The following is a 22,499-nucleotide window of genomic DNA, read 5'->3' as shown; positions in this document are numbered from 1 at the left end:
TTATAACATATAGAATTTAAACTTTAAAAATACATTAATATGGATGCCTTAGGGAAATCTACTACGCTAAATCTTTTAAACTTCAAGAATCTCTCAATTAGAACTTTTTGGATAACTTCAATTGCCTTTTTCTTATGCTTTTTTTCCTGGTTTGGTATTGTTCCCTTTATGCCTGATGTTGTTAGGGATTTGGGATTAACTCCTGATCAAAAATGGAATTCAATTATTGTTGCAGTCACAGGAACTGTATTTGCAAGACTTTTTATAGGTAAAATGTGTGATAAATATGGTCCTCGGATTTGTTACACTTGGTTATTGATGTTAGGTGCGATTCCTGTAATAATATTAGGATTGGTGCAAACTCCTATGCAGTTTATAATTTGTAGGCTTTTTATTGGTTTTATAGGAGCTTCTTTTGTGATAACGCAGTTTCATACTTCGATTATGTTTGCTCCTAATATAGTAGGTACAGCGAATGCAACTTCTGCTGGATGGGGTAATCTAGGTGGCGGTGCAAATCGTCTAGGGATGCCATTGATAGCCGCAGCAGTAGTAAGTTTTGGTATTGCAGAAACAGAAGCTTGGAGGTATTGTATGGTAATAGCGGGAGTTGTTTGTTTTTTAATGGGGATTGTGTATTACTTTTTTACGCAAGATACACCTAATGGAAATTATAAAGAACTAAAAGTTAAGGGAGAGTTACCGCAATCAAAGAAAGATGAGGTGAGTTTTTTGTCAGCGATTAAGGATTATCGCGTTTGGATACTTTTTGTCATATATGCAGCTTGTTTCGGAATGGAACTTACGGTATATGGAACAATGGATGATTATCTTCAAAATACATTTCAGTTAGAACGGGTTACAGCTGGAAACCTAGTATTGTCTTTTGCATTGATGAATATTTTTGCTAGAACGTTAGGAGGTTTTTTTGGAGATCGTTTTGGTAGGTTAAAAGGGTTGCGAGGTCGTGTGTTGTTTCTTGCGGTAATACTTGCGATTGAGGGAGTAATGCTGTCTTTGTTTTCTGGAATGAATGGATTGACTTTTGGAGTTGTTTTTTTGGTAGGCTTTAGTCTTTCGGTTCAGATGGCAGAAGGAGCAACCTTTTCTGTAGTTCCATTTATAAATAAAAAAGCAATTGGTTCTATCTCAGGAATTGTAGGAGCTGGTGGTAATGTAGGTGCCTTTGTTGCTGCTATGGTATTGAAATCAAAATCGGCAATTGCCGAGAAGACTGCAATTTTGGATAGTCAAGGTATGGGAGAAGAAGCTGTAAGTGCTGCGCAAGCAGCTGCGTCTTCACAAGCGGTATCAGAGGGTTATTTTTTAATTGGTGTTTTTGTAGTGATAACTGCAGTTATTTCATTAGCTATAAAATTTTCTACAGAAGATGAAAAAGCCGTTCAGAAAGAAATGAAAGCTATTCCTGTGCCGAACTAACTTATCTTAAATAATAATCAAGAAAGGCTTTTATCTGGTTAGAATACTACTTAGTTAAAAGCCTTTTCTAGTTATAGGTAAACAATTGCTACATTATTTTTTGGTTAGTTGTTTGTTATAGCTTGTTGATTTTAAGTGTTTTGATAGGTTGTCTTTTGTTAGTATTACGATTCTGTTAAAAATATGCCGTTAATTTTTTATATAAAATAATATTCCCCTTGTAATTTTTGTAAAATAAAAATACTTAGTTAAATACGTAATTTTAACATTCGTAGTTAAGTATTTATACGTAGTTTTGATGTGTTCTATTAGCTGAATAACAAAAAAATACAAATTATGACAAAACTTAATTTTAAAATAGGGATTTTCTTAACCGCAATGACTCTTTTGTCTTGTGGTGGTGAAAAGAAGAAAGAAATAGCGTCTAGTACCACGGAATCTAAAGAGGAGGTGTCTAAACTAACTATAGAAAAACCTCAGTTGACTTTTGGTTTTATAAAGTTAACGGATATGGCTCCTTTAGCTATAGCTAAGGAAAAAGGTTTTTTCGAAGATGAAGGATTGTTTGTTTCTGTAGAAGCACAATCAAATTGGAAAAATGTATTGGACCGTGTAATAGATGGTCAATTAGATGGTTCTCATATGTTGGCAGGTCAACCTATTGCTGCAGGAGCTGGTTTTGGTAGACAAGCAGAATTGGTAACACCATTTTCTATGGATTTAAATGGTAATGGTATTACAGTTTCTAATGATGTTTGGTCTAAAATGAAACCTAATGTCCCAAAAGGAGAGGATGGAAAACCAATTCATCCAATTACCGCAGAATCTCTTAAGCCAGTAATAGACTCTTATAAGAATGAAGGGAAGGCTTTTAAAATGGGGATGGTGTTTCCGGTTTCTACTCATAATTACGAAATACGATATTGGTTAGCTGCTGCAGGGATTAATCCTGGAATGTATTCTAAGGATAATATTCAGGGGCAGATAGATGCAGATGTATTGCTATCTGTAACTCCGCCACCACAAATGCCTGCTACTCTTGAAGCTGGAACAATATATGGATACTGTGTAGGAGAACCTTGGAATCAACAAGCTGTTTTTAAAGGAATAGGTGTTCCGGTTACTACAAATTATGATATCTGGAAAAATAATCCAGAGAAGGTATTTGTGATGACAAAGAAATTTGTGGAGCAATATCCAAATACCGCTACAGCTGTTACTAAAGCATTGATTAGAGCAGGGAAGTGGTTAGATACTCCAGGAAATCGGCCAGAAGCTGTAAAGATATTATCAATGCCAGAATATGTTGGCGCTGATGAAGTAGTTCTAGCAAATTCTATGACAGGAACTTTTGAGTTTGAAAAAGGAGATAAAAGAGAAATGCCTGACTTTAATGTGTTTTACAGATACGATGCTACATATCCTTTTTATTCAGATGGTATATGGTTTTTAACTCAAATGAGAAGATGGGGGCAGATTCCAGAAAGTAAATCAGCAGAGTGGTATGATACTACCATTAAAGATATTTACCGTCCTGATATTTGGACTAAAGCGGCTAAACTATTGGTAGAAGAAGGTCATTTAGAAGCTTCAGAATTACCAAAGACAGATGGTTACAAGCCAGCAACTACTGATTTTATTGATGGTAATAAATATGATGCCAAAGATCCAATAGGATACATTAATAGTTTTGGTATTGGGAATAAAGAAAATGTGGAAGGTGTTTCAAGCATTGAGAAATAAAAAGAGGTTTTCTCTTTTTATTTCTCTTTCCATAACAAAATTAAATAATCTCTAATGCCTTACTAGGTATTGTGTTATGGTGGTTAAAGAGAAATAAGTTTTAAAAGAAATAAAATGAAAGATAGGTCAATACATATTCTGAACTTTGTTGGATTAGGTTTTTTTGAGCCGGCTATACGATTAGCTACAGGAGAAGAAACAAAGAAGAATTTAATCGCATTACTTAAAAAGGTATTATTACCAATATTGTCAGTGGGGTTGTTTTTGTTGTTATGGCATTCTGGTGCTACGTATCTTTATAATGTTGAAAAAGATGCTAGAATAGAAAAAGCGTTAGCGGATCAAGGAGAGGCTGCAGCATTAGAAATGCGAACTTGTATAGAATCTGGAGATATTAGTTGTCAGCCAAATACATTGCCGTCACCTGCTCAAGTTTGGACTGCTTATAAATCACTATTAGCAGATCATGCAGCAATATCTGAGAAAAAAAGTTCTTTTGCTGATAAAGTTGCAGCAACCAATGCTAAAAGAGAAGAACAAGGTTTAGCTGCTATCACTTACACAGGAAGACCGTCGTTTGTAGATCAGATTTTTACAAGTCTTAAAACAGTTTTTGCTGGTTTTTTATTGGCTTTGTTTATTGCAGTTCCAATAGGTATTATGTTAGGGTTGAGTAAGACTTTAAGATCCTCTGTTAACTGGTTGATTCAAATATTTAAGCCTGTTTCTCCAGTTGTTTGGTTGCTGTTGGTTTTTATGATTGTAAAAACATTAACTAGAGGTTCTGATTCTGATAGTTCATTTATTATTTCATTTATAAGTGTTGGTTTATGTTCCATGTGGGCAACATTGGTAAATACTAGTATGGGAGTTTCTTCTGTTGATAAAGATTATATTAATGTGGCTAAGGTGCTTCAATTGAGTGTTGCTCAAAAAGTGTTTAAGATTATTTTACCATCATCATTTCCTTTGATTTTCACAGGCTTGCGTATAACATTGTCTGTGGCTTGGATGGTGTTAATTGCAATAGAGTTATTAGCACAAAGCCCTGGATTAGGTTCTTTTGTATGGGAAGAGTTTCAAAATGGAGCAAATGATTCTAACTCTAAAATTATTGTAGCCATGTTTGTGATCGGAATCATCGGGTTCTTATTAGATCGGGTAATGTTAACAATACAGAAGTTTGTCACTTTTACAGAAGAAACCGCTTAAAACATAAGGTATGGCATATATAGAGTTAAGAAATGTATCCAAATCTTTTGGAACAGGAAAAGATCGTACAAAGGTGTTGTCTAATATCAATTTAGAAATTGAAGAAGGAGAGTTTGTGGCTATTGTTGGTTTTACTGGAAGTGGAAAAACAACTTTAATAAATCTTATTTCTGGGTTATTGATGCCAGATGAGGGGGAAGTATTGTTTAAAGGAGAACCTGTGACTGGACCTGATCACGAGAGAGGAGTGATTTTTCAGAATTATTCATTGTTACCTTGGTTAAATGTACGTAATAATGTAGGGATGGCTGTAAAAGAAGCTTTTAAAAAAATGTCTAAAAAAGACAGGAGTAAGCGAGTCGAAGATTACGTAGAGATGGTTAATCTTTCGCCTGCAATAGGTAAGCTTCCTAAAGAACTTTCTGGGGGTATGAGACAGCGAGTTTCTGTTACAAGAGCCTTGTCTATGAGTCCAGAGGTGATATTGATGGATGAACCTTTAAGTGCATTAGATGCATTAACCAGAGGGAATTTACAGCAAGAGATTCTTAAGATTTGGAATAAAGATAAAAAGACTGCTTTGTTGATTACAAACGATGTCGACGAGGGAATTTTAATGGCAGATCGAATTATTCCTCTAAAACCCGGCCCAAAGGCTACACTTGGTCCAGAATATAAAATAAACCTGGAGAGACCTAGGGATAAGACAGCACTTAATCATAACGAAGAATATAAACAACTTCGAAATAGTATTATGGAGTATCTAATACAAATTGGAGAGCAGAGAGCTTCTAAAAAAGATACTGATTATGTACTGCCAGATATTAAGCCAAAAATGAAACCAGCACCTTTTAGGAGATTAAGTTTTAGTTAAAAAAGATGGAAATGGAAGCGTTAGAAAAAGAAGAAGTTGTAAGAAGATCGGATAATGGGTTGTTTGAGGATAAGTATATGCTAGATATTTCTCAATTAACTAAAATTTATCCTACTCCAAAAGGAGACTATGTGGTTTTGGATGATTTAGATTTAAAAGTAAAACATGAAGAGTTTATATCAATAATTGGTCATTCTGGATGTGGTAAATCTACGTTGCTTACAATGATCGCGGGTCTTAACCCTATTTCTAGAGGAACTATTGTTGCGGATAATCAAACAATTAAAGGGCCTGGTCCCGATAGAGGAGTTATATTTCAGTCTCCAAGTTTATTGCCTTGGATGACAGCATACGATAATGTGATGCTAGGTGTTAAGCAAGTTTTTGCACACGGAACTAAAAAAGATAGGGATGATATTGTAAAGTATTACTTATCAAAAGTAGGGCTAGAAGATGCAATGTACAAGAAAGCAAAAGAATTGTCTCAAGGAATGCAGCAAAGAGTAGGGATAGCTAGAGCATTTGCTCTTAAGCCAAAAGTTTTATTGTTGGATGAGCCTTTTGGAATGTTGGATTCTCTAACAAGAGGAGAGTTGCAAGATGTGCTTATAGAAGTTTGGAATCAAGAAAAAATAACTGCTATAATGATTACACACGATGTAGATGAGTCTATTTTTTTAGCGGATCGAGTTATTATGATGACAAGTGGTCCAAGAGCCAAAGTTGGTGATATCTTAAATATTGATTTTGAAAGACCTCGTTTAAGAAAGGATGTTTTAGAGCATCCGGATTATTATAAATATCGAGAGCATTTGATAAACTTTTTAGAGCATTAAGAATACCTAAGAAGACTTTGTAAGCCAAACACCTTTATTCCATTCTTGACTTTTAGATAATGGTATAAGGTGTTTTTTTTGTTTATAAGCTATATTCATAAGCTTATAGCACGTAAAATCTTGTTATTGTAATGTGTAATAGATTTTGAAATTTTGCTTACTCTAATTGCGGAATAATTAATTTAAATAATTATTTTTTTGTTAAAACATAATTTTTTGGTATTAACCCCTAATTTTTTAGGGGTGTTTTGTGTTTTTATATCTTTTATATATAGATTTGTATCAAAATATGGGGGTATTTTTTATTAAAAGAAGTTTTTTTATCATGTTAACCCTAAAAAAAATAGGGGTTTAATTTTTAAAAGTAAAAAGTATGAATATTGAAGAATTGATAACTGTGTCAATTACGGAATTTTTAGATGTTGAGGTACATAGGGATACTGGAAATTTGGATTTCTCTTCTAAAATTGAAATTGTAAAAAAGCGAATAACTAATAAAGTAAAAAATAGTCCAGATGCATATGGTATGGTAAGTGGATCTGAAGGATATGAGTATGAGATGTTTTTTAGTAGTAACCCGAATGATATGATTAAAATTGATGGGTGGATTCCAATTGATACTAGTAGGATTGAAAAAGCAGATAAAATCAATGAATATATAGAAATTGGATTGTTAAGAAGAATAGGGAGCTCTTTGAGCTAACAAACATTAGTTATTAAATCTAGCTTAATCACGCGTAGTGTAGGTGGATTTTATCATTTTAAAAAATTGTATAACCCAAATATAATATGAATTATGAAAGTAAATGAATTAATTACAGAAGCTATTACTGAGTTCTTGGATGTAGAAGTAAATGGAGATACAGGTAATCTCAATTTTGCATCCAAAATTGAGATTGTTAAAAAGAGAATTAGCGACAAAGTAAAGAGTAGCCCTGAATCTTATGGAGTTAATGATTTAGAGGCATATGAGTACGAAATGTTTTTTAGTAGTAATCCAAACGATATGATTAAAATAGACGGATGGCTTCCAATTGATACTAAGAAAATAGAAAAGGCAGATAAGATTAGAGAGTATATCGAAATCGGTTTGTTAAGAAGGATAGAGAAAGCTGCATAAGCTATAACGTAATAGTTCACAATTTTTTGTAAAAAAGAACAAGTTTTAAGCTCTGTTTAACTAATATTGGTATATTTAATCTAGTATTTAGTTAAACAGAGCTTATTTTTTAGTAGTTACGGATAAACAATATTGTTTATTAAAATAAGTGTTTTTTGAGAAACGTAAGATCTTCAAAATATATGGGGGTAATCTCCAATAATAATTTAGTGTTTGAAACCTTAAAGATCTAGTAGCTTTAAGTGTTTCTTGTGTTGCCGGTTATGAGAAGTCATAGCCGGCTTTTTTTGTTAAGGGTATTATTGAGATAATACAGGTTAATGGAGTTATTATGTATATCCAATAAGGTATGGGAAAAGGATCTCCTTTTGCGTAGGAATGCAGTCCTGATAAGTAATAGTTGACACCAAAAAAAGTCATGATAAGGCTTCCTAATGCAAAAAGACTACATACGTTATAGAAATATATATAGTTTTTTGGAATAATGATCCTGATATGAAGTACAAACGAATAGATGATAATGCTAATTAAAGCCCAAGTCTCTTTGGGATCCCAGCCCCAATATCTTCCCCATGATTCATTTGCCCAGATGCCTCCAAGAAAAGTACCTATGGTTAACATGTATAATCCAATAGTACTTGTAAGCTGATTAATGTTGGTTAGCTTTTTTATGGTATTAGTTGTCTCTTCTTGATTTGAAAACGAAAAGGTGTTTATGCTCATAAGTAATAAAGAGATTAATGCTAAAAGTGACCCCATAGCCAGAAAGCCATAACTACCTGTTATGATTGCTACATGAATTAATAGCCAATACGATTTTAATACCGGTACCAAATTAGTAATCTCGGGATTCATTAAGCTTCCGTGAGCAATACCAATTAAACAGATAGCTAATATTGATGCTGCAGCTGGTGCAAAAGAGCTTTTTTTGTAAAATAGAAAACCAGAAAACATCCCTATCCAAGCAATAAATATGCTAGCTTCATATCCATTACTCCATGGAGCGTGTCCTGATATATACCATCGTAATATAATTCCAGACCCTTGTAGCAAGAAAATGATAAATAGTAAAAGAATTGTAAGAGATATCGTTTTCTTTAGAGTATTATTTTTTTGCTTAAAAACTTTTATAAAACTCAGTAATATTAATAACACACCAAGACAGGTATATCCGATGAGGCACCATAAAAATATAGGATTGTTGTTAAACCATATTTCTAACTTTACTTTGGTTTCCTCTAGTATAATTGTCTCTCCGTTTTTTTTCTGAAAATTTTTGATTAGTTCAACAGTCTCGTTTGCTTTTGTCCAATTGCCTGTTTTGATTCCAATAGAAAGGTTTGCAAAATAAGTGGGTGTTATTTTTGAATAAAAAAGTAAGTCGCCCTCGTTAAAACTGGGTTCTTTCTCTATGGGTGTATACCATTTTAGTGATGGATCATCTTTTTTTGGAAAAATTTTAAGGAATTGACCATTAAGGATACCCCATAAAACGTTAATACGCTCATCAATTTTGATAATATCTTTATCAAAAATAGATCGTTTTCCTGGGGCTTTAGCATATGCGTTGCTAACAAGCGATTCGAGTTTGTAATTTCCTTGAAAATCAAAAAATTGGGAAGCACTTGTGTAGCCAGAAGTGTTAATCTGGATGATTTCTTTTAACTCATGAATTGCTTTTTTCTCAATTTTAATGAACTCCAACAATTGCCATGAATCAGGCTTAAAATTCATTCCTATGAATATTTGTGTAGGAGTAAGTTGTTTTTTTGTTTTGTTTTTGTCAATATATGTGAAGCCGTTTTTACCATGAATTTTTCTAACTAATTCTAATGACAATGTTCCTATTGGTTTAACTCTTCCCTGGAAATCTTGCACTTGGATGGTGGTGAACTTTTGAGCGTGGGTAATGTCTATATATTGTCTCTCAATTAATTCGTGCTCTTGTAGGTGATGTAATTGTTGTGTATATGTATTGTTTACTAATAATAGTATGAGATTTATAGCGCAAAAAAGATTTTTTTTTATCAACGTAGTATTTTTAGTGTTATTCCAAAATGAGAATTTTTCCAGCATAAGCTCAATAGCATTCCTAGCGCTAATAGTCCATACCCTAAATAGGTTACTAATGTCCCCCAATGATCCCTATTAACAGAAAGTATTGTTCCGCTTTCATCAGGTAGATAAGCAGATTGAAAAAAACGATATCCTTTATAGTTCAGAACGTTATTCATGAATATTGTATAATTAAACATTTTATGTTTTTCTTGGATTTCTAAGTGACTGTAAAATGCAGAAGGGCTATTAGATCCAGGATAACGTTCTAAAATAAAGTCCTTTAAAAAAATAGAGAATGGTAGTTGTATAGGTTTAGAGCCGAATCGTAAGCTTATATGAATGTCGTTGATGAATAACGTATTAAAAGGGTTCATGTATCCTGGTCCTCCAAATAAAGTAATTTCCTTTTTTTCTGATCCCGATTCTAGTGATAATATGATTGCGCTTTCGGGATTTTTAATTTCAGGGTTTTTGTCTTTAGAGGTTATTTTAAGGTATTTGTTTTCTGATATTTCATTAAACACAACAGGTGTATTGTTTATTTGACTTAATGCTTTGAATTGTAAAGGAACTAAGCTGTCTTTTGGATATGAGCTTGCCTTGTTTAGTATCATAGAAAAATAATCGGTTTCTTTTGGGAATGAGGCAAGCCAAGTATTGTTTTTTTTGGTTATGAAAATATCATTGGTTAGCTTATCGTTGCTTTCAAAAGAAATAGGGATTCCGTATATGGTTTTTCTGTCCCCTTTTTTTATATAAAAATCTTTCCGTTCATCATTTTCTGCAATAACAATATGTAAGTAAGTCTTTCCTTTGCTAGTGTCTTTTAGTATTTGATGAGCTCTGGGGATATAGTTTTTTAATTGTATTTTTATTTGTTTGTCATTAAAATTATAATGTTCGCTAATGCGGTTATATCCAATTTCGCTCATGTGAATAGGAGTGCTAGAAAAGTTTTGGGTAATAGAGCCGTTACTTGCCTGAAGCTGTAAATAGCTATCTATAGAGATCATTCTGTCACTTGCAGAATCCTCTTTTATGGTTATTAATGCTTCGTAGCCTCTATATCTTGTTATTCCTGAGCCTAGAATTATAATTACAAATGCTATGTGGAATAAGAAAATTGGTGCTTTTTCCCAACTAAAGAGGTTGTATTTTGGGATGTTTCCTATAAAGTTAAAGGCAATTAATAATACTAGAATTTCAAACCATTTAGCATTGTATATTAAGGCTTTAGAAGTTTCAGTTCCAAAGTCATTTTCTATAAAAGTTGCAACGGCCATTGATATAGCAAAAATTATCAGTAATAATGCGCTAACTCGGTTGGAGAAAAGTAATTTTAGTAGATGTTTCAAAGTTGTTTTTTCTTTTCTGATATCCTTTTTTCGGGAGATGTTTATGATTTGAATTCAAAAAAAATCTTATTCTTTCATTCCGAGATCAACCCAAGTTTTGATTAACTCTATGGTGCAACTATCAATTTTAGTTTCTTTACGATAGGGCATAGCGATATATCCTTGTGCATGAGTTATAGAGCCTACTAGTTGTCCACTTTCTCCCATTTTTTTTAAGCTCGAATAATCAAAAATTTTACTTCTTGATGCTTTTTCTTTGTAAACATCCTCAGCATGACATTTAAAGCAATGAATTTCAATTATTGAAGCTACCTGGTTTTTGTATGTTATGTTTTTAGGTATATCGCATATTGGTTTGTCTTTTTTGTTGCAAGAAGCCAACATTATGATTGATGTTAAGATAGCTACAAGTCTTATATGTTTTGTTGAGTTCATTTTTTTTGAAATTTTTGTTTCTAATATAAATTCATGCTATTTTTTTGCGTATTTATTTTTTATTTTAATCCATTCTTCTTCTGTTAGCGGTTTGTATTTCTTTTTGTTAGAAAAAGGATCTTTACCGCCTTTTAGGTATTCTTGAATTTGTTTTAGCGGAATAGTGTCTTTTATTTTCTCTGCTACTTTATAAATATGATTTCCGTGAAAATCGTGACATTGTAGGCAGGTATTCCATTGCTTGTTTTTAATAAGTTGTTCATGCGGGACATCAATGGGATCGTTCTTCACTTCTAGGTCGTAATGGCAATTGATACAAAATGCAGCGTCTTTAAGAACAACTCTGGTATCATTATGTTCCTTATGACATGTTTCGCATTCCGCCGCATTTATATTAGCAATTGCTTCTTTGAATCTTGGTTCTAAGAAACGATGTGTTGGGTGTCTGTCGTTTGGCCTGTCGTGGCATTCAATACATTTTTTATTGTCTACGTTTTCAGTTCCAAAATCTGCTTTGGTTTTACGCATTCCGAAAGTGTATGAAATGTTAGATTGTACCTGTTGGATTAAATTACCTTTGGCATCAGTATGACAAGCATTACATGATAAACCTTCATGCCCGGTGTTTAATGGGCCAAGACTTAAAAAGCTTTCTGTTTGTTTTAATGGTAGAATTATATATATAATTAATCCGATCCCGATCCCAATAAATGAACCGATTCGTTGTCTTTTTCGTAAGGGATTTTTATTAAACATCTATTTTTTAATCGTTTAGGAAACTAATACTTACATTGCTTGAAGCAGGAAAGCTGATGCAGGTTAAAATGTCTCCATTAGCAACCTCTTCTTCTGATAACAAATGACCATCTATCATTTTTACTTTTCCTTTGACGCATTTTGCCTTGCAACTACTACACATGCCGGATCTGCAAGAGTAGGGTAGCATGATGTTTTCGGACATTGCTGCTTGAAGAATTGTTTTATCTCCTGTAACACTTATTTCGTGCTTCTTTTTTTCTTGATAGATGACCACATTGCTTACAAGATCTTTAGAGTCACTAGATGTTATAAAATTGGCACTAAAAGCTTCTAGTTTTATTTGGTTCCTTGAAATACCGTTATTTCCTAATATTTCTTTTGCTTTATCCATAAAGCCTTGTGGGCCGCACATCATATATTTTCCCTCAACATAGTTTAACATATGGGTTTCCATAATTTCTGTAATGAGTTCCTCGTTTAGTAAGTCTTGATGGTAGTTTGGTTTTTTAGAAACATTCTTTTCTAATATATGTTGGGTGCTTAGACGGGTCGGATGATTTTCTTCAAGATCTTCAAGAGCTTTTTTGAAGATGATAGATTCTTCGTTCTTGTTAGCATAAATTAGAATAATCTTAGATAAAGGTTCTTTTTCTAAAACGGTTTTTATGATAGAAAATATAGGTGTAATTCCACTTCCTCCGGCAAAAAAAACATAATTGTGTTTAGCATTTTTGTCTGGTACAATAAAAAAACTACCTGCAGGTTTTTCAATTTCAATTTTTTGACCTGCCTCTAAATCTTTACATATGTAGTTAGAAACTAGACCTTTTTCTACTTTCTTTACGGTTATTCTAAGAAATTTATCTGTAAAAGGACTACTGCTAAAAGAATACGCTCTTTTTTCAATTTTATTTTTGATAGGGATTTTAACGGTAAGAAATTGACCTGGTTTGTATTTAATTTTATTAAAGATCCCCCCTTTGTTTAGAATAACACTTACAGCATCTTCGGTTTCACGAATTATCTCTTTTACAGTTAGTAACATAATACTTTATTTTTTATTCGTAATAAAACACAACACCAATATGAAAGACTACTAGAAAACTGATTACTACTGATAGAAGGACATGTACGATCATCCAAGATTGAAAAATCCATTCTTTTTTACTTTTGATAATATCTAGATTAACAGTTCCTAAAACCATATTTATAAAAAAGATGTAGGATAATAACGCGAGATAACCGTACCCAAATTCTAATGCATGTATATAAAAGAATATAGGAGAAAGAACTCCAATCCATTTATGTAAAATAGTGAATCTGACCGTGTGTTTTCTAAGTTTTTTTGATATCCTGGTCACAGAAAGTATCCATTGAAATAATATAAATATTCCAATAAATACTCCTGACCATCGTTTGTATTCTTCATTAAGTTGTAATTCATATAGCCATTGCCATTTTAGGTCTAGGAAAAACTGTAAAAGGTATAATACAAGTAAACTAAAGCCAATAAATAAAAAGCTATATGATTTTTTTAGATTATCCAAGTTGTGTTCTTTTAATTTGAAGCTAAGTCTTTTGTTGTTTTTTGGTCCTTTCTTTCGACAAGTAATAATGTTTCCATACTGTGATAAGAAGCTAATTTTCTTACGCTATCAATAAAAACTTCTGCTGTAGGTAGATAAAAACCTTTAGAAGGCCAGTTTTTGCCAATCTGTGGTTTTGTGCTATCAATTTTAAAAGCGGCAATTTCTTTAAGATATGCATTGTAGATAGCTTTTGTTCCATTTCTATATGCATTTATAACTCCAATCGCTTCTTTGTATGATAAGGAATCAGAAGGGTATTGCCATGTAGTAGCTCCCATAACATCACCAAGTTTCCAATCTGTTTTAGTGGTGCTTTTGTGGTCGTTATGGCAGTTTACACAAGGTGCTGCTACGGCAAGATCGGCAAACATAGAAGTGTATAATTTCTGATCTTCTTCATAGAAATGTTGAGGTTTTTGATCCGCTTTTATTTTGGCAAATAATTCAGCTTGTTTTCCTTGAAACTTGTTTGAGGCGTTAATAGGAAAGTCTGAACCAAGATATAACCCTAGAGGAACGTCGCTTTTTCGAATATCAGAAGAAATACCTCTTAGGAATAAAGCAGGGAGTGGACCAGCTTCTATTTCATCATCTTGCCAGTCTTCATCAAATTTAAGTCCTTGTTTTTTGCCTGCGCCCACAATTCCTTTGGTATATAACGTACGAGTGATATCATTTTCCTCTGCAACCAAGGTGAGTATGTCAGCAACCGCAAACACTTTATCAGAAGGTCCATTTGAAGAAGTTTCTTCGGGAACACCTCCACAAGATTGAATAATAATTGAGATACAAGATGTGAGTAAAAATATCCATTTTGTTTTTAGATGATTCATTTTGTTGTGTTTTGAGTTAATAATTTTAGTGTGTTCTATGCAACTTCTCCGTATGCTGCAGTCTTCATTACAGATGCCATAACTCCATACGTGTCAGTCCAGGCTGCTTTTACTTCTGGAGTAAAATCTTCTCCTAACCCAGTTGCTAGGGTACTTAATAATGCAGCTCCTACAGTATCATAATGCGAGGATTCTACTTTGTAATCTACATGTCTCTTTCCTAAGTCTTGTAAAATTGGTATTAAGCGGTCTAAGTTGCTAAGGCCTGCTACAGCAGAAGATAGCATGGTCATTAGTTTGTTTCCTTGCCCTTTCATTGCTTCTGCGTTATCTGAAGGAAATATTTTTTTTAGTTCGGGATCTAATTCAAAAAGTTTGTTATAAAAAATTTCTGCAGCAGTTTCTGCTATTGGAGCAACTTTACTAAATGATGTTTGTACTAAATCAATTGTGCTTTTTTCCATAATTGCGTTTTTAAAGTGAAATTTTAGACGATGGAAATAAGTATTAATACTTATTTTTATTCAAATATATTTTATTGATTAGTGAAACGCAAATGAATTATTTTTAATAAATACATGTTTTTAACATTTAAAGTGTAATAAAAACATGTAAAAATAATTATTACATTATTTTTTAACTTTTTTATTAAATAATACTTAAAACAATGTTTCTTGAATTAAACACTATTTAAAAATAAGTATTTATACGTGTTTTTTTAGTTTTATGATAATCTTAAAATTGACTTGTTTTTTTGCAGAAATGATAACCAGATATTTTTTTTGAAGAATGGTAGTGTTGATTAATTTAAATTAAAATAGTTTTCGTTTTTCCTTGTAATGCTTTTCTAACAGTGTTTTATTTTGAATATTGATGAATCAAAAAGGGGCTTTTTTTTTAAAATCCTTTTTTAGTAAGGATCTTTTGTGGATTTCATAATTAACAGGAGGGTTGGGTCAGTTACAGGTCTTTTTTAATCTAAATTTAAGTAATAATACTTAATTTTGTTGTTTGATATAATTTTAATAAAACTCTTTATGGCATTTAAATCTTATAAAACTACCTGTTCTTATTGTGGTGTTGGTTGTGGAATAATAGCTAAAAAAGATGCTAAAGGGGTAATTACAGTAGAAGGTGATCCAGATCATCCAGTTAACAAAGGGATGTTATGTTCTAAAGGAATGAATTTACATCATGTTGTACAGGATAAAAGCGATCGAATTCTCTATCCAGAGATGAGATGGAGTAAAGGGCACGAGTTACAACGAGTTTCTTGGGATCAAGCTTTTGATCGTGCGGTTGCAGTATTTAATACTATTATTAATAAATACGGTCCGGATAGTGTTGGTTTTTACGTTTCTGGGCAGTGTCTTACAGAAGAGTATTATTTGGTTAACAAGCTTACAAAAGGATTTATCGGAACTAATAATATAGATACTAATTCTAGATTATGCATGAGTTCTGCAGTTGTAGGCTATAAGCAAGCATTAGGAGAAGATAGTGTTCCTATTGCCTACGAGGATATAGAGCTTGCCGATTGTTTTATGATTGCAGGAGCAAACCCAGCTTGGTGTCACCCAATTTTATTTAGAAGGATAGAAGCTCATAAAGAGAAAAATCCAAATACAAAAATTATTGTAGTAGATCCAAGAAAAACACAATCTTGTGATATTGCAGATTTACATTTACAGATAATTCCAGGCACTGATGTAGTATTGTACAATGCGATTGCTAAAAGATTAATTGATCGAAAAAAAATTGATAAAAGCTTTATAGCGAATCATACTGATAATTTCGAATTATTGAAAGAATCTTTACAATCCACCTCACTAACCGAGGCAGCAAAAATCTGTGGCATAACAGCAGCCGATATAAAGAAAGCAGCTACATATATTAGTAATGCTAAAGGGTTTATAACGCTTTGGGCAATGGGATTAAATCAAAGCTCGATAGGTGTAAATAAAAATAATGCGCTTTTAAACCTCTCGTTGGTCACTGGTCATATAGGAAAACCTGGATCAGGTCCTTTTTCATTAACAGGGCAGCCTAATGCTATGGGGGGTAGAGAAGTAGGAGGTATGGCAAATTTATTAGCGGCTCATAAAGATTTAAGCAATAAAGAACACCGAACCGAAGTAGCTAATTTCTGGGGCGGAAAAGAGATTTCTGAAAAACCTGGGTTAACTGCTACGGAAATGTTTGATGCATTAGAAAGTGGAAAATTAAAAGCAGTGTGGGTTATATGTACGAATCCATTAGTAAGTCTGCCTAATGCAAATAAAGTAGAAAAGGCGCTTCAGAAAGCTAAGTTTGTAGTGGTTCAGGATATCTCACATCGTTCCGAAACATTAGAATATGCAGATTTGGTGTTACCCGCTGCGGGTTGGGCAGAGAAAGAAGGTACGATGACTAATAGTGAACGTCGTATTACCTATTTGAATAAAGTAGTGGATCCTCCTGGAGAAGCATTACCAGATGCAGAAATTCTTTGGAAATTTGCACAGCGAATGGGATATAGAGGCTTTGATTATACATCTGTAGAAGAAGTGTATAAAGAACATTGTCAATTGACTAAAGGGACCAATATTGATATTACAGGTCTAAATTATGATCGATTAAAGAACGAAGGTAGTTTTCAATGGCCTGTTCCAGAAACAAATCATTCGGGAACAGCACGATTATTTCAAAATAAAAAATTTTATACAGATACAGGTAATGCGAAGTTTGTAGTGCCAAGATTTACTAAACCAACTTCAGAATTACTTACGGATAAACACCCTTTGATTTTAACAACAGGTAGAGTACGTGATCAATGGCATACTAGAACTAAGACAGGTAAAGTAAATAGACTGTTGACACATATTCCGCATCCATTTTTAGAAATAAATCAGGTAGATGCTTTTCTCCGAAAAATTAAAGATGGAGACATTGCAGTGGTAGAAAGTAAAAGAGGAAAGGTACAAGTAAAAGTAAAAGTAAGTGATACAATAGCTAAAGGGGTTGTGTTTTTACCAATGCATTGGGGTAAAGTTTTAGGAAATGATTACGGAAGAGCAAATAACTTAACCACTAGTATTATTGACCCTATTTCTAAAGAACCAGATTTTAAGTTTTCTGCAGTACAGGTTTCAAAGTTTGTAAAAGAAAAGCAAAAAATCTGTATTATTGGAGCAGGTACGGCTGCATACCGTTTTATACAAACATATAGAGAACAAAATACAGAAGATGATATTACCGTGTTCTCTAAAGAACCATATCCTTTTTATAATAGAGTATTGTTACCAGAATATGTAAGTGAAGAACTCACTTGGGAACAATTACAAAAGATGAGGGAAGGCAGTATGGAATCTCTTAACGTTGCCTTATCAACCAGTAATCCGGTTACTGAAATCAATAGAGAAGAAAAATATCTTATTGATAGTAAAGGAGAAAAACATGAATACGATATTGTCTTAATGGCTACTGGAAGTAGAGCTTTTGTGCCAAAAGAAGTTCCTATTCATTTACCAGGTAGATTTACAATGAGAGATCGAGGAGATGCAGATAAATTGAAAAATTACTTAGAAGAAACTGGTTTGCCAGAAAATCAACAACATGTAACAATTGTTGGAGGTGGACTATTAGGTTTAGAGTTGGCTGCTGCACTACGAAAAAAGAGTGTGAAGATTACGATTATACAAAGAGGTAATCGTTTAATGGAAAGACAACTAGATATTATCGCAAGTCGTTTGTTAGCAGAAGATGTTAGAGAAAAAGGAATACAGATTCATTTTGATAATGAAGTAGATACGGTTTTTAATCAGGATTCTGGTTCCCTATTAGTAAATCTAAAGTCAGGAAAATCATTTAATTGTAATGCTGTAGTTTACTCTATTGGTACCATTCCCAATATTGATTTGGCAAAAACAGTTGGTATTGATTGTCGTCGCGGAATTGTAGTAAATCAATACTTGCAATCCAGTGATCCAGATATTTTTGCTGTTGGTGAGATTGCAGAATTCGAAGGTAATTTATTTGGGATAACAGCAGCGGCTGAACAACAAGCAGATATTGTAGCTAAGTATATTTTAGGAGATTTTAGTGCAATATATAGAGGGTCGGTATTTATGAATATTCTAAAATTCGAAGACTTGGATCTATGTAGTATCGGTAATATTGATATGCCTAAGGATGATCCATCATATGAAGAGGTTATTTTCATGGATGTTGGGAAACGATTTTATAAAAAATGTATCGTTAAAAATGATTGGTTGGTAGGTGCTATTTTGATGGGAGATAAGAGTGAATTTGCAGATTTTAAAAGATTGATCGAAGAAAAGATAGAATTGTCTGAGAAGAGAGAAGAATTACTTAGATCATCCCAACCCGATGAACCTGTGTTGGGTAAATTAATTTGTTCTTGTAGTCAGGTTGGTGAAGGAAACTTGGAAGAAGCTATCAAATCAGGATGCGAAGATTTCTCCGAATTATGTATTAAAACAGGAGCTGGATTAGGTTGCGGTAGCTGTAAACCTGAAGTAAAAGAGGTGTTGAATAATGTAATGCAATTAGCTTAGTTATGGAAGAGTTTATGCATAGAGTAAATATTAAAGGAGGAATTTTATCACCAAGTGAGTTGCAGCGGATTATAATGTATGCAGAGGAACTAGGGTTAGATACTTTTCATTTTGGATCCAGACAAGATATTATTTTTCCTTCTAGAGATAATAGTAATACTGTAGTGGCGGAACATGAATCTTTTAATATGGATTTTTTTGCTCCAGAAGCCGAACAAAACATTAGTTGTTCTTATGTTTCGATAGATATTTTTAATTCTACGGTTTGGTTACGTGGTACTACGTATTTATATATTTTAGAACAATTTAGGTATAAACCAACATTAAAAATAAATATAACTGATCCGCAGCAACAGATGGTTTCTTTATTTTCTGGAGATCTTAATTTTATTGCATCTAGTCAAGAAGATTATTGGTACTTGTTTTTAAAATTACCAGGCTGGGAAGAAGTTTTTTATCCAGTTTTGATTTTTACTTGGGATATAGCTAAGGTAGCTCAAGAAATTGAAAATATTTACAAAAAAGTAAATAACGTAGATGAACTTTTTCAATTCCTTAATGAAAGTATAGATACTAATAACCGAACTATCGAGAAACCGTTAAGTGTTGGTTTTAAGCCATTTCCATATTATGAAGGAATGAATAAAATGGGAATTAATCAATATTGGTTAGGGTTGTATTGGAGAAACAATAAGTATGATCTAAAATTCTTAAAAGCACTGTGCGAGTTTTGTATAGAATATCGTATTGGTAAAATATGTTTGACACCATGGAAGTCGTTTATTATAAAAGGAATTCCGAAGGAATGTAAATTAGCTTTAGAAAAACTTTTGGGACAGTTTGGTATTAATGTAAGACATTCTGCTTTAGAGCTAAACTGGCATTTACCGGTAGGAAGTCAGAAAGCATTGGATCTTAAAAAGTTTTTGGTCATGAATTTTGATCAAAATGATATCAGTACTTATGGAATGACATTTTCTATTAGTATTAGACGCAAACAAAAAAGGTATTTTACATCTGTTGTTATTGAAGAAAATAAAACACCTGAGGCAGTCAAAGATTTTGTAGTAAGACCTACTTATAATGTTTTATATGCCAAAAATTTTAACCCTAACACTAGGCAATATATAGTATATGCTCAGGATATTGATCAAATGGATTTGCCAGGAATATTATTAGAGTTAACTAAAACTTATTTTCAGAATCTAGGAGAAGGAGATGAGGAGAGTTTTGCTGGGATTACTTCCAAGAAGGAGAAAACGGAGATAGAGGTGTTTCAGTGCCAAGAATGTCAAACCATATATGATCCGTTGGTTGGGGATGCAGTATCCACTATTCCAGCTGGAACGAAATTTTCAGAGCTTCCAGATTCCTATCACTGTGCATTATGTGAAGCTCCAAAAGATAGCTTTGAAAAAATGACTTTAGAGATTGTATAATTGTAGTGTACTGCTATTATTTGTTATGAAAATCTCTGTTAGGTGCTATAATATTTTCTTGTACATATAGATCGACAATTGTGCGTACTTGACCAGAAAATTGGGCATGCCTATATCGTAATTCTAAACTGTCTTTATTGAGATATGTGATCTGAAAGAACTTGTAATCTTTTTCTATGTTCATCAATTCTGGAAGTTGATCACTTTTTAATTTAATAAAATAATGCCCTTTCTTATTTTGAATGATTTCCCAATTAGCTTTTAATGATGGTCCACAATCTCTTTGTTTTTCATTATTGTCTTTAACTGTCATATCAGGGAAATAAGTATTTCTGTATGATAAGAAACAACCAGCCATATTCATTCGGGTACCATCATTATGTCGTTTAGCAATTTTCCATGTCTTTCCAGATGTCCCGGCAATTAGATCCACAGCATTATCAGGAATTTGATAAGGTTTTTTATTGGTGTCAGAACAAGAAGGTACTAAGATCAATATACAAATCAGAAGTAGGATAGGATAGTATTTTTTCATATGGTTAAAATTAGTAAAAATGAGTATCAAAAATTATTCCGGTTTAATTTTTTTCTGTTTACGAATATTAGTTTGAAAGTAATTATATATGACTTTTGTTTTTGGGATACCTTCTTAATATTTATTCCTAAGTTCGCAAGGAATCATTAATGGATTGTATTCTTATGAAAGCTGCTACGGTAAGAGAATTAAAAATAGAGTTAAACAATTGTTCGCAACAAGAATTGGTAGCGTTATGTCTGCGATTATCTAAATTTAAAAAAGAAAATAAGGAGTTATTTACCTATTTGTTATATGAAGCTTCTGATGAGGATAATTATATCGCCTCGGTGCAACAAGAAATTACCAAAGAATTTGGGTTGATTAATACTAGTAGTTATTACTACATCAAAAAAAGCGTTCGTAAGATTCTACGTATTAGTAAAAAGTATATTCGATATTCTGGCAAGAAAGAAACAGAGGTAGAAATATTATTACATTTTTGTACGGAGTTAAAAAAGGTACGCCCTTCTATTAAAAATAATAGAATGCTAACCAATATCTATGATAGACAAATCAATAGTATTACTAAGATCATAGGAACATTACACGAAGATTTACAGTATGATTATGAGTTGGTTTTAGACTCATTGGCGTAATATGCTTTTATGTCAATAGTTTTGTGAATAATTCAGGGAATTTTGCATCTTTTTTTAATAAAACACGGGAAAACACTTATAGTATATAATGATGATTTTGAGTTAGTTTGTATGTGCACAAAAAATAAGTACTAACAATTTTCAACTTAAATTAATCATTATGGGTATTAGTATTAGTATAGTTGCTGGTCAAGATAAAGCAGCATCAAGCGTAAATGCAAGTGGATCCGTTCAACACGTGATTACCGATGAGGAAAGAACAACCTTTAAATTGGGTGATAAACAATTAAAAGATGCTGTAAATAAGTATTTTGGAAAATCTCCTAATGATGCGTACTTACATAGTCCAACTCCCTGGGGAGATCTGTATAAAAAATATAATTGGCCTCAGGTGCAGATGGTTTTGATAGTGCAAAGTGCAGAAATATTAGGAATTACATCAGAACCTGTAATTGTGAAAACACAAGATTTTACAAACAACAGTAGTATAAAAGGAACATTTAATGTTGCGATTTCAGAATCATTAAACAATACTACTTCGTCTAATTGGAGTACAGGAGGTACATTAACCATTGGTCAGAAGTTTAGTTATGGAGTAAAATTTCTTGGAGCTGGAGCAGAAGGAGAAACCTCATTATCTTATAGCCAATCATGGGGAGTTGGTGGTCAAGAGTCTAAATCAATTACCGTAGGTTCTACATCGGGAGTAAGTGTAGAATTGGATCCTGGAGAATCTGTAGTAGCAGAGCTATCTGCCAGCAGAGGAGTTATGAAAGTAAGGATTAGATATAATGCTTATCTGATAGGTAATACAGCGGTAAATTATAATCCTACATATAAGAAACACCATTTCTGGAGTCTAGGAATCGGTGGTGTGATGTCTAAAGGAGGAGTTTCTAACTCAGTGCAATCCACAGAAGATATAGAAATTGGATACTATTCTAATTCTAAAATAGAACTAAAGAATAAAATAAGCGGTAAGATAAAAGCGAGTCATGCATTAGCAGATGCTACTGCTGGCGAACTTACATTAGCTTAACAGGTATATTAATTTTGTTTTTCCCGACTTCGATAGGG

Annotated in this window: 20 protein-coding genes; 11 read left to right on the top strand and 9 right to left on the bottom strand. The window is 32.8% G+C overall.

Annotation, left to right across the window (positions count from 1 at the left end; genetic code table 11):
- The first annotated feature begins 39 nt into the window (after positions 1 to 39).
- From D1815_RS09190 to D1815_RS09160, 7 genes are all read left to right on the top strand, one after another.
- Positions 40 to 1,440: an MFS transporter gene (locus tag D1815_RS09190; protein ID WP_108802468.1), complete on the top strand. Its 1,401-nt coding sequence runs from the start codon at positions 40 to 42 to the stop codon at positions 1,438 to 1,440.
- 336 nt (positions 1,441 to 1,776) lie between these two features.
- Positions 1,777 to 3,183 carry a CmpA/NrtA family ABC transporter substrate-binding protein gene (locus D1815_RS09185; RefSeq protein WP_108802469.1) on the top strand — a complete coding sequence of 469 codons (1,407 nt, stop codon included), beginning with the start codon at positions 1,777 to 1,779 and terminating at the stop codon, positions 3,181 to 3,183.
- A gap of 114 nt (positions 3,184 to 3,297) precedes the next feature.
- Complete coding sequence (locus D1815_RS09180) at positions 3,298 to 4,395, top strand: ABC transporter permease (RefSeq protein ID WP_108802470.1); 1,098 nt, start codon at positions 3,298 to 3,300, stop codon at positions 4,393 to 4,395.
- Positions 4,396 to 4,405: 10 nt separating this feature from the next.
- Complete coding sequence (locus D1815_RS09175; RefSeq protein WP_118386699.1) at positions 4,406 to 5,269, top strand: ABC transporter ATP-binding protein; 864 nt, start codon at positions 4,406 to 4,408, stop codon at positions 5,267 to 5,269.
- A gap of 11 nt (positions 5,270 to 5,280) precedes the next feature.
- On the top strand, positions 5,281 to 6,105 hold the full coding sequence (locus D1815_RS09170; RefSeq protein WP_199726766.1) for an ABC transporter ATP-binding protein: 825 nt from the start codon (positions 5,281 to 5,283) through the stop codon (positions 6,103 to 6,105).
- Between the two features lie 373 nt (positions 6,106 to 6,478).
- Positions 6,479 to 6,808 carry a hypothetical protein gene (locus tag D1815_RS09165; RefSeq protein ID WP_027394082.1) on the top strand — a complete coding sequence of 110 codons (330 nt, stop codon included), beginning with the start codon at positions 6,479 to 6,481 and terminating at the stop codon, positions 6,806 to 6,808.
- Between the two features lie 93 nt (positions 6,809 to 6,901).
- On the top strand, positions 6,902 to 7,225 hold the full coding sequence (locus D1815_RS09160) for a hypothetical protein (RefSeq protein WP_027394083.1): 324 nt from the start codon (positions 6,902 to 6,904) through the stop codon (positions 7,223 to 7,225).
- Positions 7,226 to 7,486: 261 nt separating this feature from the next.
- On the opposite strand, the gene D1815_RS09155 is transcribed toward D1815_RS09160, so the two are convergent.
- The 8 genes from D1815_RS09155 to D1815_RS09120 form a co-directional block, all read right to left on the bottom strand.
- Positions 7,487 to 9,256, bottom strand: a complete 1,770-nt coding sequence (locus tag D1815_RS09155) for a cytochrome c biogenesis protein (protein ID WP_158594443.1) — start codon at positions 9,254 to 9,256, stop codon at positions 7,487 to 7,489.
- Complete coding sequence (locus tag D1815_RS09150; protein ID WP_233557604.1) at positions 9,253 to 10,638, bottom strand: cytochrome c biogenesis protein ResB; 1,386 nt, start codon at positions 10,636 to 10,638, stop codon at positions 9,253 to 9,255. Before D1815_RS09150 ends, D1815_RS09155 begins: the two co-directional genes overlap by 4 nt.
- A gap of 66 nt (positions 10,639 to 10,704) precedes the next feature.
- Positions 10,705 to 11,073: a hypothetical protein gene (locus D1815_RS09145; RefSeq protein WP_118386695.1), complete on the bottom strand. Its 369-nt coding sequence runs from the start codon at positions 11,071 to 11,073 to the stop codon at positions 10,705 to 10,707.
- Between the two features lie 36 nt (positions 11,074 to 11,109).
- Positions 11,110 to 11,829, bottom strand: a complete 720-nt coding sequence (locus D1815_RS09140) for a cytochrome c3 family protein (protein ID WP_108802475.1) — start codon at positions 11,827 to 11,829, stop codon at positions 11,110 to 11,112.
- 7 nt (positions 11,830 to 11,836) lie between these two features.
- On the bottom strand, positions 11,837 to 12,877 hold the full coding sequence (locus D1815_RS09135; protein WP_118386694.1) for a ferredoxin--NADP reductase: 1,041 nt from the start codon (positions 12,875 to 12,877) through the stop codon (positions 11,837 to 11,839).
- Between the two features lie 13 nt (positions 12,878 to 12,890).
- Positions 12,891 to 13,379 (bottom strand): hypothetical protein, encoded by a 489-nt coding sequence (locus D1815_RS09130; RefSeq protein WP_118386693.1) that lies wholly within the window; start codon positions 13,377 to 13,379, stop codon positions 12,891 to 12,893.
- Positions 13,380 to 13,390: 11 nt separating this feature from the next.
- Entirely contained in the window at positions 13,391 to 14,254 is an 864-nt protein-coding gene (locus tag D1815_RS09125; protein WP_108802478.1) for a DUF3365 domain-containing protein, read from the bottom strand.
- Positions 14,255 to 14,289: 35 nt separating this feature from the next.
- Positions 14,290 to 14,718: a globin family protein gene (locus D1815_RS09120; RefSeq protein WP_108802479.1), complete on the bottom strand. Its 429-nt coding sequence runs from the start codon at positions 14,716 to 14,718 to the stop codon at positions 14,290 to 14,292.
- A 573-nt stretch (positions 14,719 to 15,291) separates the two neighbouring features.
- Between D1815_RS09120 and D1815_RS09115 the strand changes: the two genes are divergently transcribed.
- Positions 15,292 to 18,810, top strand: a complete 3,519-nt coding sequence (locus D1815_RS09115; protein WP_118386692.1) for a nitrate reductase — start codon at positions 15,292 to 15,294, stop codon at positions 18,808 to 18,810.
- A gap of 2 nt (positions 18,811 to 18,812) precedes the next feature.
- Positions 18,813 to 20,249, top strand: coding sequence for a rubredoxin (locus D1815_RS09110; protein WP_118386691.1), 1,437 nt, complete (start codon positions 18,813 to 18,815; stop codon positions 20,247 to 20,249).
- Between the two features lie 16 nt (positions 20,250 to 20,265).
- Here the strand turns inward: D1815_RS09110 and D1815_RS09105 are convergent, their stop codons facing one another.
- Positions 20,266 to 20,784 carry a lipocalin family protein gene (locus tag D1815_RS09105; RefSeq protein WP_120650350.1) on the bottom strand — a complete coding sequence of 173 codons (519 nt, stop codon included), beginning with the start codon at positions 20,782 to 20,784 and terminating at the stop codon, positions 20,266 to 20,268.
- Between the two features lie 164 nt (positions 20,785 to 20,948).
- Between D1815_RS09105 and D1815_RS09100 the strand changes: the two genes are divergently transcribed.
- Positions 20,949 to 21,422, top strand: coding sequence for a hypothetical protein (locus D1815_RS09100; RefSeq protein WP_118389940.1), 474 nt, complete (start codon positions 20,949 to 20,951; stop codon positions 21,420 to 21,422).
- Between the two features lie 160 nt (positions 21,423 to 21,582).
- Positions 21,583 to 22,461, top strand: coding sequence for a follicular epithelium yolk protein subunit (locus D1815_RS09095; protein WP_108802483.1), 879 nt, complete (start codon positions 21,583 to 21,585; stop codon positions 22,459 to 22,461).
- Positions 22,462 to 22,499 lie beyond the last annotated feature (38 nt).

It is taken from the genome of Aquimarina sp. AD1 (genome assembly GCF_003443695.1).
GTDB lineage: Bacteria > Bacteroidota > Bacteroidia > Flavobacteriales > Flavobacteriaceae > Aquimarina > Aquimarina latercula.
Note: the sequence above shows the minus strand (reverse complement) of the source record. Positions and strands in the feature narration are given on the sequence as shown.

Excerpts from the sequence above, each read along its gene's own strand:
- D1815_RS09190 (WP_108802468.1), top strand. The coding sequence starts at position 40 with ATGGATGCCTTAGGGAAATCTACTACGCTAAATCTTTTAAACTTCAAG.
- D1815_RS09185 (WP_108802469.1), top strand. The coding sequence starts at position 1,777 with ATGACAAAACTTAATTTTAAAATAGGGATTTTCTTAACCGCAATGACT.
- D1815_RS09180 (WP_108802470.1), top strand. The coding sequence starts at position 3,298 with ATGAAAGATAGGTCAATACATATTCTGAACTTTGTTGGATTAGGTTTT.
- D1815_RS09175 (WP_118386699.1), top strand. The coding sequence starts at position 4,406 with ATGGCATATATAGAGTTAAGAAATGTATCCAAATCTTTTGGAACAGGA.
- D1815_RS09170 (WP_199726766.1), top strand. The coding sequence starts at position 5,281 with ATGGAAGCGTTAGAAAAAGAAGAAGTTGTAAGAAGATCGGATAATGGG.
- D1815_RS09165 (WP_027394082.1), top strand. The coding sequence starts at position 6,479 with ATGAATATTGAAGAATTGATAACTGTGTCAATTACGGAATTTTTAGAT.
- D1815_RS09160 (WP_027394083.1), top strand. The coding sequence starts at position 6,902 with ATGAAAGTAAATGAATTAATTACAGAAGCTATTACTGAGTTCTTGGAT.
- D1815_RS09145 (WP_118386695.1), bottom strand. The coding sequence starts at position 11,073 with ATGAACTCAACAAAACATATAAGACTTGTAGCTATCTTAACATCAATC.
- D1815_RS09140 (WP_108802475.1), bottom strand. The coding sequence starts at position 11,829 with ATGTTTAATAAAAATCCCTTACGAAAAAGACAACGAATCGGTTCATTT.
- D1815_RS09135 (WP_118386694.1), bottom strand. The coding sequence starts at position 12,877 with ATGTTACTAACTGTAAAAGAGATAATTCGTGAAACCGAAGATGCTGTA.
- D1815_RS09125 (WP_108802478.1), bottom strand. The coding sequence starts at position 14,254 with ATGAATCATCTAAAAACAAAATGGATATTTTTACTCACATCTTGTATC.
- D1815_RS09120 (WP_108802479.1), bottom strand. The coding sequence starts at position 14,718 with ATGGAAAAAAGCACAATTGATTTAGTACAAACATCATTTAGTAAAGTT.
- D1815_RS09115 (WP_118386692.1), top strand. The coding sequence starts at position 15,292 with ATGGCATTTAAATCTTATAAAACTACCTGTTCTTATTGTGGTGTTGGT.
- D1815_RS09110 (WP_118386691.1), top strand. The coding sequence starts at position 18,813 with ATGGAAGAGTTTATGCATAGAGTAAATATTAAAGGAGGAATTTTATCA.
- D1815_RS09105 (WP_120650350.1), bottom strand. The coding sequence starts at position 20,784 with ATGAAAAAATACTATCCTATCCTACTTCTGATTTGTATATTGATCTTA.
- D1815_RS09100 (WP_118389940.1), top strand. The coding sequence starts at position 20,949 with ATGAAAGCTGCTACGGTAAGAGAATTAAAAATAGAGTTAAACAATTGT.
- D1815_RS09095 (WP_108802483.1), top strand. The coding sequence starts at position 21,583 with ATGGGTATTAGTATTAGTATAGTTGCTGGTCAAGATAAAGCAGCATCA.